The sequence below is a fragment of the Microaerobacter geothermalis genome, assembly GCF_021608135.1.
Taxonomy (GTDB): domain Bacteria; phylum Bacillota; class Bacilli; order DSM-22679; family DSM-22679; genus Microaerobacter; species Microaerobacter geothermalis.
On sequence record NZ_JAKIHL010000001.1, the window covers coordinates 15,389 to 28,810 of the forward strand.

Annotated in this window: 14 protein-coding genes; 12 read left to right on the top strand and 2 right to left on the bottom strand. The window is 41.4% G+C overall.

Features of this window, described 5'->3' with window-relative positions; translation table 11 throughout:
- Nucleotides 1-44 precede the first annotated feature (44 nt).
- Entirely contained in the window at nt 45-482 is a 438-nt protein-coding gene (locus tag L1765_RS00075; protein WP_236403021.1) for a Mov34/MPN/PAD-1 family protein, read from the bottom strand.
- Nucleotides 483-602: 120 nt separating this feature from the next.
- Between L1765_RS00075 and L1765_RS00080 the strand changes: the two genes are divergently transcribed.
- The 4 genes from L1765_RS00080 to L1765_RS00095 are packed head-to-tail and all read left to right on the top strand — an operon-like array spanning nt 603 to nt 4,000.
- A complete protein-coding gene (locus tag L1765_RS00080; protein ID WP_236403023.1) occupies nt 603-1,415 on the top strand; it encodes a sulfite exporter TauE/SafE family protein in 813 nt (270 codons plus the stop codon).
- Nucleotides 1,416-1,417: 2 nt separating this feature from the next.
- Nucleotides 1,418-2,836, top strand: coding sequence for a bifunctional metallophosphatase/5'-nucleotidase (locus L1765_RS00085; RefSeq protein ID WP_236403024.1), 1,419 nt, complete (start codon nt 1,418-1,420; stop codon nt 2,834-2,836).
- A 31-nt stretch (nt 2,837-2,867) separates the two neighbouring features.
- On the top strand, nt 2,868-3,125 hold the full coding sequence (locus tag L1765_RS00090; protein WP_236403025.1) for a DUF6154 family protein: 258 nt from the start codon (nt 2,868-2,870) through the stop codon (nt 3,123-3,125).
- 53 nt (nt 3,126-3,178) lie between these two features.
- On the top strand, nt 3,179-4,000 hold the full coding sequence (locus L1765_RS00095) for an undecaprenyl-diphosphate phosphatase (protein WP_236403026.1): 822 nt from the start codon (nt 3,179-3,181) through the stop codon (nt 3,998-4,000).
- Nucleotides 4,001-4,075: 75 nt separating this feature from the next.
- On the opposite strand, the gene L1765_RS00100 is transcribed toward L1765_RS00095, so the two are convergent.
- Nucleotides 4,076-4,792, bottom strand: coding sequence for an FAD-dependent thymidylate synthase (locus L1765_RS00100; protein ID WP_236403029.1), 717 nt, complete (start codon nt 4,790-4,792; stop codon nt 4,076-4,078).
- A 101-nt stretch (nt 4,793-4,893) separates the two neighbouring features.
- On the opposite strand from L1765_RS00100, the gene yunB reads away from it, so the two are divergent.
- The 8 genes from yunB (at nt 4,894) to L1765_RS00140 (ending at nt 13,404) form a co-directional block, all read left to right on the top strand.
- On the top strand, nt 4,894-5,628 hold the full coding sequence (yunB, locus tag L1765_RS00105; protein ID WP_236403031.1) for a sporulation protein YunB: 735 nt from the start codon (nt 4,894-4,896) through the stop codon (nt 5,626-5,628).
- Between the two features lie 115 nt (nt 5,629-5,743).
- Nucleotides 5,744-6,757 (top strand): ABC transporter ATP-binding protein, encoded by a 1,014-nt coding sequence (locus L1765_RS00110; RefSeq protein ID WP_236403032.1) that lies wholly within the window; start codon nt 5,744-5,746, stop codon nt 6,755-6,757.
- A complete protein-coding gene (locus tag L1765_RS00115; protein ID WP_236403034.1) occupies nt 6,732-7,703 on the top strand; it encodes an ABC transporter ATP-binding protein in 972 nt (323 codons plus the stop codon). The genes L1765_RS00110 and L1765_RS00115 overlap by 26 nt, the downstream gene beginning before the upstream one ends.
- 92 nt (nt 7,704-7,795) lie before the next feature.
- Nucleotides 7,796-9,475, top strand: coding sequence for an ABC transporter substrate-binding protein (locus tag L1765_RS00120; protein ID WP_236403041.1), 1,680 nt, complete (start codon nt 7,796-7,798; stop codon nt 9,473-9,475).
- Between the two features lie 68 nt (nt 9,476-9,543).
- Nucleotides 9,544-10,548, top strand: coding sequence for an ABC transporter permease (locus tag L1765_RS00125; RefSeq protein WP_236403043.1), 1,005 nt, complete (start codon nt 9,544-9,546; stop codon nt 10,546-10,548).
- Nucleotides 10,549-10,557: 9 nt separating this feature from the next.
- Nucleotides 10,558-11,457 (top strand): nickel transporter permease, encoded by a 900-nt coding sequence (gene nikC, locus L1765_RS00130; protein ID WP_407942166.1) that lies wholly within the window; start codon nt 10,558-10,560, stop codon nt 11,455-11,457.
- Between the two features lie 334 nt (nt 11,458-11,791).
- Nucleotides 11,792-13,297, top strand: a complete 1,506-nt coding sequence (locus L1765_RS00135) for a sodium-dependent transporter (protein WP_236403046.1) — start codon at nt 11,792-11,794, stop codon at nt 13,295-13,297.
- Nucleotides 13,294-13,404, top strand: a complete 111-nt coding sequence (locus tag L1765_RS00140) for a methionine/alanine import family NSS transporter small subunit (RefSeq protein WP_236403047.1) — start codon at nt 13,294-13,296, stop codon at nt 13,402-13,404. Before L1765_RS00135 ends, L1765_RS00140 begins: the two co-directional genes overlap by 4 nt.
- Nucleotides 13,405-13,422: the final 18 nt, after the last annotated feature.

A 13,422-nucleotide genomic window follows, 5' to 3' on the forward strand; every position in this document is an offset into this window, starting at 1 on the left:
TCGCTTTTTACTTCTTACTTCTAAAAAAAGTTGAACTCGTGAATTTATTCTTGTATCGTATAGTTCTGTTGAACAAACCCGTTTTTGCTCCATTGGAATAAAAGAAGTTTTGGTTCTGCTTTTTGTGGGAAAGAAAGAATCCAATAGCTAAGCTGTGGATAGTGCCAATTTAGATGATCGGCATGTGATGGATATGGTTTGCCATGGGGATGGGAATGAATGACACCCACCCATTCCAATTGATCCTGCATGATTCTCTTCCATTGTTGAATGAATTCTTGCGGCGACCACTTAAAGAATCGTTCCGGCTCAGCCGCTATATTTTTTAAGGGATAAAGACGGGTGATTTCAGCTTTTTCACCGCCCAAAATCGCACAAAACTCATGGGGGTATCCTACACTGGCCGAGGTTAGAATTTGCTGATAAACTTCCTGATGTAAGATTATGAGTGGAGAATGTTGGAATGGGTTTCCTAATCTCAAAGCAGCTCACTCCCTTGTTCTTCGTTTTTATTAAGTATATCATGAATATATATCCCAAGTAGATTTTGCAAAGAAGTGAGAGTCTTAGTATCGGTTAGCAACAGGCAAAGGAGTCACAACATGGAATGGATATTTATCGCTTTTTTAGGAGTATTTGCAGGTACGATTGGAAGTCTTGTTGGGTTGGGCGGCGGAGTCTTTATCGTTCCCACCTTATTGTTTTTGACAGAAATGACATCTGGAAAGATTTCCATTTCTCCACAGGAAGCAGTGGGTATATCCCTCTTCGTCATTATTGTTACTGCACTATCATCTACGATTTCTTATAAAAAGCAAAACCGGGTAGACTTTCAGAGTGGGCTTTTATTCTTTTTGGCCAGTGGTCCCGGTGCCATTGTCGGTGCCTATATTACAGGGCTTCTGGACGTGAAAAGCTTCAATATTCTGTTTGGATTACTCCTTCTGTTGCTGTTTTTCATCATGATGAAGAGAGATGGATTTAAAAAGAGGGAAATGAAGTGGAGTGTTGTGAAGGAATACATGGGTCAGGATGGAATACCCTATAAATATGGATATCGCAGAAGAGTTGCTCTCCTGATTTCCTTCTTTGTTGGGATGATCTCAAGCATGTTTGGAATTGGCGGGGGATCTTTAATGGTTCCGGCAATGGTAGTCTTATTCTCTTTCCCCCCCCATGTAGCCACAGCCACCTCCATGTTTATTATATTGTTGTCAGCACTGGTAGGAAGCCTCACCCATTTGCTGATAGGCAGTATAAACTGGATGTACGCCGGAATTCTTGCTCCGGGCGCATGGATAGGCGGAAGATTGGGAGCCTATTTATCTGGTAAGTTTTCCGCCAAAGGATTAGTCATATCATTGCAGATTATCTTAATCGTTTTGGCGGCTAAAATGATTTGGAGCGGATTGTAATGATGAATAAGGTACATATTCTCCATACGAATGATATTCATAGCCATTTCTCACAAATGCCCTACATTTCTTCCTGCATTCATGAGTTAAAAAGGGATTTAGAAGAAAAAGGAGAAACGGTCCTCGTTCTGGACCTTGGTGACCATACGGATCGCATGAGTCTGTTAACAGAAGGAACCTGGGGAAAAACGAATATTGAAGTGATGAATTTAACTGGTTATCAGTTTGTTACCATTGGAAATAATGAGGGACTTACCTTTCCTAAAGAAAAGCTGGAGAAACTCTACGCACATGCAAATTTTAAAGTGATTTGCAGTAATTTTTTTCATCTTGATTCCAAGCGTGCTCCCGATTGGATGGTTCCATCCCATATGGTCAGGATTGGTGATTTATCCATTGGATTGTTGGGTGTAACTGCCCCGTATCAAAGTTTTTACCATTTACTTGGATGGGATGTTTTGTCTCCATTAGAAATCATTGCGGATCAAGTGAGGCAACTGAAGAATCAAGCGGATATATTAATCTTGATGTCTCACCTTGGTTTCCAACGGGATTTGGATATCGCCAGACGCTTCCCTGAAATCCGATTGATAATAGGCTCTCATACCCATCATACGTTACCGGAAGGAATTAGAGAGGGAAATTGTCTGATTGCTCAAGCGGGGAAATTCGGAGAATATGTGGGTCACATTACCATTGAACAAACAGAAGAAGGTTTTCATTATTCCGCCTCACTGCATGAAGTTTCAACCATGTTACCTGACCCAAGGATATTAGATTTTTTGCGTCTATCCACTGAACAGGTGGAAGAAGAGATGGGGGAAAGGGTGGCGGTTCTAGATGAAGATCTCCCTGTTTACTGGGATAAAGAATCACCATTGGGAAATGTTTTGGCACAAGGATTGAGGAACTACGCACAGGGAGAAATCAGTATGGTTAATTCGGGGGTGCTGCTTGAGGAGTTGCCAAGGGGAGAGATCTCACGGAAGAAGCTTCTTCAAATGTGTCCTCATCCCATCAATCCATGCCGGTTAAAGTTGACCGGCGAGCAAATCCTTACTATACTAGAGGAATCCCTGTTACAAAGGAATATTCAAAGGGAAATCAGAGGATTTGGATTCAGAGGGAAAGTGTTAGGCTGGATGTGTGTGGATGGATTGTATATTCACTATGATCCACAACGTCCGGAAGGGGAAAAGGTTATACAGGCAGAAGTGAATGGCGAAATTTTGCAGCCGAATCAAATGTACACGGTGGCAACTATTGACATGTTTACCTTTGGAGCCATTTTTCCTGCTTTTACTGAAGCTGTTGAGGTGGAATACTTGCTGCCTGAATTTATAAGAGACGTATTACTGAAAGAATTAAACCGTTATCAATCATTATCGCGGTTTAGGGAACCCCGCTGGATTTCAATATAAGTTTTCTTTACCATCAAAGGAGTTGATTGCTGTGAAGTTTTTGGATGATTTATATCAATTGTATAAAAATCAGTTGACTGGAGATGAGGAAGATGCTGTAGCGATAGTGGTCGGGATTCTACAAGAACAGGATCGGGAACATCTGCTTAAAATTATTCATGAAATGAATGAGGAGGAAATCTTCCAAATGCTATCTTTATATATGTTGGAGTTGATGAAAATCAAGCTGGCAAAGGAAGGGATTGGAGGTTCCCCCAATTCTAAGGGATATTCCAATAGGGTTCACTAAGGTGTATAGTAAATGATGTAGTTTAAGATGGGATAAAGAAGAGGGGAAAGAAAATGAATGAGTGGCTATTTGCAATTTTTATCGGTGTCCTTCAAGGCTTGACAGAATGGTGGCCGATCAGTTCTTCGGCACACCTTGTTCTGTTTGAGAAAATGTTTAATTTTGAACAGGCTGATTTAACATTCGAGTTAATGCTTCATTTTGGTTCTTTGTTAGCGGTGCTGATCTTCTTTTGGAAGGATATTTCATCCATCGTAATTCAATTCTTTCGATATATCATGAAGCGGAACAAACAGGATCAAATTGGATTTTTATTTGGTCTTTATATCATCATAAGCACATTTATTACCTTTGTCGGTTATGTTGTTTTTGATGATCTATTAAATCAAATAAAAAATTCCCTGTTGGTTATTGCCTTGGCTTTTTTTGCAACCGGTATATTTCTTTGGATCATCCAGAGATATGCAACCGGCAGGAAAACCATTGAGAGACTAACTTTTTGGGACAGCATCGGGATGGGAATTGCCCAAACCATAGCTTTGATCCCGGGCATCTCACGGTCAGGATCAACCTTGGTTGCCGCATTATGGTTGGGAATGGAAAAACCACTAGCTATTCGTTATTCCTTTATCATGGCCATTCCGATTATTGCAGGTGGTGCCATCCTAACGACGGTTGATCTGTTGCAGTCAGGTGTGAAAGGAAGCTTGACTGAAGGGCCCTATCTGCTTGCCATCCTCTCATCCTTTTTTTCAGCGATTTTAGGGATTAAATGGCTGATGGGAATTCTGGAAAGAGTCAAACTTCATTATTTCTCATATTACACCTGGATGCTTTCGCTAATCATCATCATTTATCTGATTTTGAATGGATAAATTTATTTAGCCAGTCCCTCCCTATGTCATATGGACGCCAATCATGAGTAGGAAGAAAGTGAGGAAAGCCTTTACTTATGATTCCCACATAGAGGTCATTTTGCCATATTTATCCATAATTTCATGATATAACTCGGGATTTTCTTTTTTTAGCTTTTGTCTTGCTTTTTTCCAACCTTGAGCTTCTGGTCCATATAACTCATAAACGAGATCCCATAATTCGGGGTCTTGTTCACGTACTAACTCAAACATTTTTTGTACCACTTGTTTCGTATCCAATTGGGCGCCAGGTGTCCAAATCCGTTGCGGAAATATGGCTTCGATAAGGGTGCAAAAATTAAATTCAAAAATATAATGAAGCTGCACAGATACAGGGGCTACAGAACGGGCTGCCTGTAATTTTTTTTTCTTGATGGGATCATTGCTTTGCGGATCTATCCCGTGGATAAGGTTCCGGTAATTATCTAAATGCTTTTCACCAATTTGTGTATAAATGGGATCATCATCTTCAACAGGAGGCACAAAGACAGTAGCCTCATTTGCCCGAAGTCCTCCGCATGCTCTCATGTTTTGGGTGGTATATGTAATCAGGTGGTCATAGACAACTTTTGATGTTTTGAATTCAAATCTGGCACTCTCACCTCTGAATATTGCCAAGGTATCTCCTTTTTTCATAATATTTAAGGGCCTTTTAATATTATCAATATCCGGTTTTCCCAAATAAACAGCTGCTGCGTGGGCTAAATACTTTCTGTCTGGATCAGAATAACGGATCAGTTTAACATCAAACATTGATATTCCCCCTTCCCGTCTATCATAACATTTTTTTTTATTTTGAGAAGTTAAGATTTTTTGTACGCCCCCAGCATAAATTGTGATGAGGGGGTGTGTCCATGGCCAGATTTGGAAAGAGGAAGAAGGGACCCTTATCCGGCAAGAATGTTTTATTTATTTCTTTGGTTATTATCGTTGTAATTTCAACCCAGGGATTTTTATATGTGGAGAAAAATCTGCAGCCCACCTTAATGGCCATTGCTAAAACAAAGGTAAAACAGTATGCGACCAAAGCCATAAATGATGCCATTAGCAAAAAAATAGCCATGGGAACCGATTTTAAGGAATTGATTGAATTTCGCTATGATGGAAATGGAAAAATTGTAGCGGCTATTTACAATTATAAAGAAATTGCCAGACTACAGGGGGAGACGACGGCAAGGGTACAAGGAGTTCTTGATGACTTAGGCAAGGAAATTCAGCCGATCCCTTTAGGCCAGGCATTAAACAGCAATATTTTGGCACAGTTGGGTCCTGAGGTTCCGATTACATTGGTTCCTATCGGATATGCCCAAGTCAATGTAAATATTAAAACAGAAAACGCCGGGATTAACATGGTATTATGGACAGTCTATGTCATCATTGAAGCAGAAGTGTCTGTTGTGATCCCATTTATTTCGGAACCGGCAACGGTTAGTACCCAGGTTCCCATTTCCTATGCGCTGGTGGTTGGAGAAGTCCCCCAAGTTTATTATGACGGTAATGGAAATGTGACTGGAACGACAGGAACTTCGGGAACGACAGGGACACAAAATATTGCTCCTCCCCCGAGTATCGTAATCCCAACTAATTAAACTGAAACAAAATTATTATGAAATGTGAATAAATTTAAATTTTTTAGAAGGATTTTCTTGTCCTTTGTAGAAAGACAATAAAGTCAGCATTGAATAGATGAAGAGGTAGATAGAGATGAATGAGCCGATCCTCAGAATTAAAAATTTGCACACCTATTTTTTTTCTGATCGTGATGTAATTCCTGCGGTCGACGGAGTTGATCTGTATGTAAAAAAGAGTGAAATTCTTGGAATCGTTGGGGAATCTGGCTGTGGAAAGAGCGTTACATCCCTGTCGATTATGAGACTGGTTCCCCAGCCGCCAGGAAAGATAGTAAATGGGAAAATCCTTTTTAATGGAGAGAATTTGTTAGACGTTTCTGAGAAGCGAATGAGACAAATTCGTGGAAATGATATTGCCATGATTTTTCAGGAGCCGATGACATCCTTAAATCCTGTGTATACCATTGGGGATCAAATTGATGAGGCGATTATGCTCCACAAAAATGTAAGCAGAAAAGAGGCCAGGGAACATACCTTTGATATGCTTAAAAAGGTAGGTATTCCAAGAATCGAACAAACGGTCCGTGAATATCCCCATCAGTTATCCGGAGGTATGAGACAACGGGTCATGATTGCCATGGCGATGTCTTGTCAACCGCAATTGTTAATTGCAGATGAGCCGACAACAGCCCTGGATGTAACCATTCAGGCTCAAATCTTGGATTTAATGAAAAAACTGAATCAAGAGTCGGGAACATCCATTATGTTAATTACCCATGATCTTGGAGTCGTCGCTGAAATATGTGATCGCGTAGTGGTAATGTATTCAGGGAAAGTGATTGAAGAAGGGGATGTGCCAACCATATTTCAACATCCGCGGCATCCCTATACCATTGGATTGCTGGAATCAGTTCCAAAAATCGCAAAAAAACAGAAAAGGCTATTCTCCATTCCAGGCAATGTTCCCATTCCTGGGTCTATTAAAAGGGGCTGCCGATTTGCTCCCCGATGTGATAAAGCCATGGAACAATGCTTTGAAGAAATGCCAGAATTAATGATGTTGCAGCCAGATCATCTCTGTCGATGTTGGTTATATCAGGACAAGAAGGAGGCAGGGGGTATTGCATCAGGATTTGTTGGAAATTAAAAAACTTAAAAAATATTTCCCTATCAGAGGGGGGATTTTTGGAAAAGAAATTTCACAGGTGAAAGCAGTCAATGAGGTTTCTTTTACAGTAAAACAAGGAGAAACTCTGGGGTTGGTGGGGGAAAGCGGCTGCGGAAAATCTACCATGGGCCGTACCATTTTGCGACTGATAGAACCAACAGATGGTCAAATCTTATTTGATGGAATAGAAATCACCTCTTTAAATAAAGAGAAAATGAGAAGGATACGAAGGGATATGCAGATGGTTTTTCAGGACCCATTCGCCTCTTTAAATCCCCGGCATACCGTGGAGAGAATTTTGGAGGAGCCTTTGATTGTTCATGGATTGGGCATGACTTCAAAGGAGCGGAAAAAACGGGTGCATGAACTTTTGGAGGTCGTTGGATTAAATCGTGATCATGCCAAGCGTTATCCCCATCAATTTAGCGGGGGACAACGGCAGCGAATAGGTATCGCCCGTGCTTTAGCTGTCAATCCAAAGTTAATTATTGCTGATGAACCTGTTTCAGCATTGGATGTGTCTATACAGTCCCAAGTCCTTAATTTGATGGAAGATTTGCAAAAGGAGTTTCATTTAACCTATATCTTTATCGCCCATGATTTAAGTGTCGTACATCATATCAGCGACCGAGTCGGGGTGATGTATTTAGGAAAACTGGTTGAGCTGGCGGATAAATATGAGCTGTACCAATCTCCTAAACACCCTTATACCAGGGCCTTATTATCTGCAGTTCCCTCTATCAATCCGGAAGAGAGAAAGGAAAGAATTATCCTGCAGGGTGATGTGCCAAGTCCGGCAAATCCGCCTTCAGGATGTATGTTTCATACAAGATGTCCTGAATGTATGGAGATATGCAAGAGAGAAATTCCCGAGTATCGCGATATAGGTGGAAGTCATTATGTAGCCTGCCACTTGTATAAATAATAAAGGACAGGAAGGAGGAGGGTGCGAATATTTAAAAAATATTTGTGAATGAATAATCAGTCGATTTATTATTTCAAAGGGGGGTCTATTCTATGAAGAAATGGACATTGATTGGTTTTGTTCTTCTCTTTGCATTTTCAATTTTTATCGTTGGTTGTGGAGGTAAAGAAACAAATACATCCAGTCAACCTGCATCTGAAAATCAAAATTCAGGAAGTTCTGGTACAGATAGTTCAACCAATAACAGGAGTTCATTACCTAATGGGGGTGGAACCCTTGTATTTGGACGCGGGGGTGACTCTGTTTCTCTTGATCCTGCAGATGTAACCGATGGGGAATCCCTGGTGGTTACCAAGCAGGTTTTTGATACCCTTGTTGATTATGCTGATGACAGTACCGATGTGGTTCCGGCTCTGGCTGAAGAGTGGGATTCTCAAGATGGACTAACATGGACGTTCAAGCTTCGTCAGGGAGTTAAATTCCATGATGGCACTGATTTTAATGCAGACGCCGTGGTATTTAATTTTGAGCGGTGGATGGATAAGGAAAATCCATACCATCAGGGGGACTTTCCTTACTACAGTTATATGTTTGGCGGATTTAAGGGGGATGAAGGGCACATCATTAAAGAAGTAAAATCGGTAAATCCCTATACCGTTCAAATTACATTAAACCGCCCATATTCTCCGTTTATCAATACGATCGCCATGCCTGCCTTCGCGATTGCTTCACCGGAGGCGGTCAAGAAATATGGAGACAAATTTGGTGAAAATCCAGTGGGTACAGGACCTTTTATTTTTAAAGAATGGAAAAGAAATGATAGCATTACTTTAGAGAAAAATCCCAACTATTGGATGGAAGGGTATCCGAAACTGGATAAATTAATTTACCGTTCCATTCCGGACAATTCTGCCAGATTTATCGCTCTTCAAAACGGTGAGATTGACTTGATGGATGGGTTAAATCCGGATGATGTTACCCTTGCAAAGCAAGATTCCAATCTACAGGTATTTTTGCGTCCCAGTATGAATGTGGGATATCTTGCCTTTAACACGGAAAAGCCTCCGTTTGATAACAAAAAGGTGCGTCAGGCATTAAACTACGCCGTAGATAAAAAGGCGTTAATTGATGCATTTTATAATGGTTTGGCTGAACCGGCCAAAAATCCCATGCCACCTTCTTTGTGGGGATATAATGATGACATTCAGGATTATGAATTTAATCTAGAAAAAGCAAAGCAACTGTTGGCTGAGGCCGGTTATCCCAATGGATTTGAGGTGGATTTCTGGGCAATGCCTGTGCCTCGTCCCTATATTCCACAGGGACAGCAAATTGCTGAAGCGATCCAGGCTTGGTTCTCTGAAATTGGTGTAAAAACAAATATCGTCTCCTATGAATGGGCCACCTATTTGGAGAAAACAGGAAAAGGAGAGCATTCCATGGCCCTGTTAGGTTGGACAGGAGATAATGGAGACCCTGATAACTTCTTGTATGTTCTTTTGGACAAAGATAATGCCAAAGGTCCTGATGCTGGGAATATTGCTTTTTACAAGAATGACGAACTTCACGATATTTTGATTCAGGCTCAGCAAATCAGCGATCAGGGAGAAAGGGCAAAGCTCTATCAAAGAGCCCAGGAAATCATCAAGGATGATGCCCCATGGATTCCGTTGGTTCATTCTACTCCTCCATTGGCAGGAAAGGTGAATATCAAGGGCTTTGTACCCCATTCTACCGGAACAGACAAGATGACCAAAGTGTACTTCGAGTAAGATTAGAAACAGGGTAGTGTTGCATTGTGCAATGCTACCCTTATATTAAAAAACTGAGGTGACAAGACATGCTTTCTTATACGACAAGACGCTTACTCATGCTGATACCTGTTCTTCTGGGCATGTCGATTATTGTATTTTCTATTATCCATGCAATACCTGGAGATCCGGCCCGTACAATACTGGGTGAAAAGGCCACTCCGGAAGCCTTGGCTCAACTTAGGGAGGACCTTGGTTTAAACAACCCGTGGTATATACAATATTGGAGTTATTTGTCCGATATATTACAGGGAGATATAGGGACGTCGCTAAGAACAAAGGTCCCCATTGCCCAGGAAATATGGCCCTATTTAGCAGCTACCTTTGAATTAACCTTCGTCAGCATGATAATTGCCGTATTTTTTGGGGTGAATATCGGAATTTTTGCTGCCTGGAAGCAAAATTCATGGATTGATTACGGAAGTATGCTCCTGGCCCTTGTTGGCGTTTCCATGCCGGTATTTTGGTTAGGTTTGATGGAGCAATGGATATTTGCACAAAAACTTCAATGGCTTCCTTCAATTGGCCGGTTTGATGCAAAAATGGGTTTTGAATCGATTACTGGGTTTTATGTCCTTGACTCCCTGATTCAGGGGGACTGGCAAAGGTTGTGGGATATTGTCAAGCACCTTATCCTCCCTGGAATTGCATTGGGAACCATTCCCATGGCCATCATTGCCCGTATCACCCGTTCCAGCATGCTGGAGGTAATGCGTTCCGATTATATTCGTACTGCAAGGGCGAAGGGGCTCCATGATTTTTGGGTCATTTATAAGCATGCCTTGAAGAATGCTTTGATTCCTGTTCTAACGGTCATTGGATTGCAAACAGGCCTTCTATTGGGTGGAGCTGTATTGACTGAGACGATATTTGGCTGGCCGGGAATTGGCCAATATATATACAATGCCATCAGTTATCGGGACTATCCGGTCATACAATCGGGTATTCTCGTAATTGCTACACTTTTTGTTTTTATCAATTTGATCGTTGATCTTTTATATGCATATATCGATCCCAGAATTCATTATAAATAGGAGGGGAAAATGGTGAATCAAATCCAGCTTGCCGTAAAAGATAGAATAGAAGACCAGAAATCTCTCACAGTTTCCCCATGGTATGAAGGATTTCATCGATTGAGAAAGCAAAAAATGGCGTTAATTGGCGGTACCATCATTTTTGTATTTGTGTTAGTCGCCATATTTGCTCCGCTTATTACCACGCAGCCCTATGATGGAAGTAATTTGGGTAATCGTTTAAAACCGCCGTCACCAGAGCATTGGTTTGGAACAGATAATCTGGGAAGAGATATTTTTACCAGGGTGATTTACGGGGCACGTATTTCTTTATGGGTGGGTTTTTTCTCGGTGATGGGTTCCATTATTGTCGGCTCGTTTTTGGGACTGATGGCTGGATATTATGGTCGTTGGGTAGATATGCTGGTTTCCCGCCTATTTGATATTATGCTGGCTTTTCCTAGCATTTTGTTAGCCATTGCCATTGTAGCCATCTTAGGTCCAGGTTTGGGAAATGCTTTAATTGCCATTGCCATTGTAAATATCCCCAATTTCGGGAGGTTGGTTCGTTCGAAAGTGCTAAGTGTAAAAGAAGAGGAGTACGTGATGGCAGCCCGGGCCATAGGGATGAAAAATTGGAGAATTATTACCCATCATGTTCTTCCTAACAGTTTAACTCCAATTATTGTCCAAGGAACACTGGGTATTGCTACGGCCATTATTGAAGCAGCAGCCCTCGGTTTTTTAGGTCTTGGTGCTCAACCGCCTGAACCTGAATGGGGAAAAATGTTATCCGATGCAAGACAGTTTATGAGATTGGCACCATGGACTGTCATATTTCCTGGTTTAGCCATCATGTTAACGGTTCTAGGATTTAATTTATTGGGAGATGGTTTACGAGATGCTCTGGATCCAAAAATGAAACAATAATTGAATGAATATATATTCAATCTGATTTAATAGTTTATAGTACAACATTTCTTAGGAAAAAGAAAACGCTTTATTTCTTTAAAGGAACATGATATGATTGGACAGGATGTGACATTCATATTGATACCAAGGGTATCTATATAAAAAATACGGAAAATTGCAGGAGTTTAGATAGAAAATTTTGAATAAATTAAAATTATAAGCATGTATGCGGAAATAATTTTCTGAATATAGTTTATAGTGAAAAACTATTTTGCCTACTTCGCGTCATTCATTTTCCGCTGAAAATCAGCGGAAGTCATCATATATTAATATTTTATTTGGAGGGATTTGAATGAATCAGCGTGAGCAGTGGGGAACTCGGGCGGGTTTTATCTTTGCCGCAATAGGTTCTGCCGTTGGATTGGGGAATATTTGGAGATTTCCAGCCACCGCTTATGAAAATGGCGGAGGGGCATTCTTCATTCCATACCTATTTGCCTTATTAACCGCAGGAATTCCGCTGTTGATTTTGGAATTCACGATGGGGCACAAGTATCGCGGTTCTGCACCTTTGTCCTTTTTCCGACTGAATAAGAATACGGAGTGGGTCGGTTGGTGGCAGGTACTCATTTCTTTCGTCATCTCTACCTACTACGCCGTGATCATTGCCTGGGCAATGTCCTATGCCGTATTTTCCTTTAATCTGACATGGGGCGATGATACTGAAGGATTTCTATTTTCTAATTATTTAAAACTTGCGGAGAGTCCTGGACAAGTGGGAGGTCTCGTTCCTGGTATTTTGATTCCATTGATTCTTGTTTGGGCCATTACCCTTGGCGTATTATTTAAAGGGGTTAAAAAAGGAATTGAAGTGGCCAACAAAATCTTTATTCCTGCATTGGGCATCTTGTTCCTGATCATTGTGATCCGCGCCATTACCCTACCAGGTGCTGCCGCTGGCCTAGATGCATTCTTTAAACCCAACTGGGACACCATTTTCAGCGGTAAAGTATGGGTGGCGGCCTATGGCCAAATTTTCTTCAGCCTATCCATTGCCTTTGCCATCATGATTACCTATTCCAGCTATCTGCCTAAGAGAGCGGAGATTACCAACAGCGCCTTTATCACCGGATTTAGCAACTCCGGTTTCGAGCTGCTGGCTGGTATCGGGGTATTTAGCATTTTAGGATTTATGGCTACCGCCCAGGGAGTTCCTGTTTCTGAAGTGGTTGCAGGGGGTGTTGGGCTCGCCTTTGTGGTATTCCCACAAATCATTAATACTTTCCCGGGATTAAATGAGTTTTTCGGTGTCCTTTTCTTCGGATCATTGATATTCGCAGGACTTTCATCCTTGATTTCCATAGTAGAAACCTATATTGCCGCAACCCAGGAAAAATTTCAAATATCCCGTAATAAAGCCGTTACCTACTTTGGCGGCTTATCAGCGATCATCTCCATTCTGTTTGCAACCAAAGGCGGACTCTACTTCCTGGATGTAATTGATTACTTCATTAACAACTTTGGGATTGCCTTTGCCGGATTAATTGAGGTTATTATTATTTCCTGGTTCTTGCGTAAGCTTGGAACACTGAAGGATCATGCCAATGAACTGTCTGATATTCGCCTGGGTTCTTGGTGGACCATCAGCCTTGGTGTTATCACCCCGGCTGTTTTGGGATACATGATGTTTGACAACATTCGTACCAATATTGCTGAGAACTACAGCGGATACTCGACATCTTTTGTAATCTCATACGGATGGGTGGTTGCCATTGCCGTCATTGTTCTAGGTTTTGTTTTGGCGGCAAAGAAGTGGCCGACTCAAATTGAGATACATGAGGAGGTTGAAGGGAAATGAGCGGAAGTGCGATCTTTATGATGATTGTTGGTATTGTGATTCTATGGGGAGGCTTGGCGGCCAGCATCTATCGGGCTGTCCGTGTTTCCAAACAAAATAAAGGGTAAAACTCGAAACAGGAGAGA

Bases quoted from the DNA above. Each gene is read 5' to 3' on its own strand.
- L1765_RS00080 (WP_236403023.1), top strand. From the start codon at position 603: ATGGAATGGATATTTATCGCTTTTTTAGGAGTATTTGCAGGTACGATT.
- L1765_RS00085 (WP_236403024.1), top strand. From the start codon at position 1,418: ATGAATAAGGTACATATTCTCCATACGAATGATATTCATAGCCATTTC.
- L1765_RS00095 (WP_236403026.1), top strand. From the start codon at position 3,179: ATGAATGAGTGGCTATTTGCAATTTTTATCGGTGTCCTTCAAGGCTTG.
- L1765_RS00100 (WP_236403029.1), bottom strand. From the start codon at position 4,792: ATGTTTGATGTTAAACTGATCCGTTATTCTGATCCAGACAGAAAGTAT.
- yunB (WP_236403031.1), top strand. From the start codon at position 4,894: ATGGCCAGATTTGGAAAGAGGAAGAAGGGACCCTTATCCGGCAAGAAT.
- L1765_RS00110 (WP_236403032.1), top strand. From the start codon at position 5,744: ATGAATGAGCCGATCCTCAGAATTAAAAATTTGCACACCTATTTTTTT.
- L1765_RS00120 (WP_236403041.1), top strand. From the start codon at position 7,796: ATGAAGAAATGGACATTGATTGGTTTTGTTCTTCTCTTTGCATTTTCA.
- L1765_RS00125 (WP_236403043.1), top strand. From the start codon at position 9,544: ATGCTTTCTTATACGACAAGACGCTTACTCATGCTGATACCTGTTCTT.
- nikC (WP_407942166.1), top strand. From the start codon at position 10,558: ATGGTGAATCAAATCCAGCTTGCCGTAAAAGATAGAATAGAAGACCAG.
- L1765_RS00135 (WP_236403046.1), top strand. From the start codon at position 11,792: ATGAATCAGCGTGAGCAGTGGGGAACTCGGGCGGGTTTTATCTTTGCC.
- L1765_RS00140 (WP_236403047.1), top strand. From the start codon at position 13,294: ATGAGCGGAAGTGCGATCTTTATGATGATTGTTGGTATTGTGATTCTA.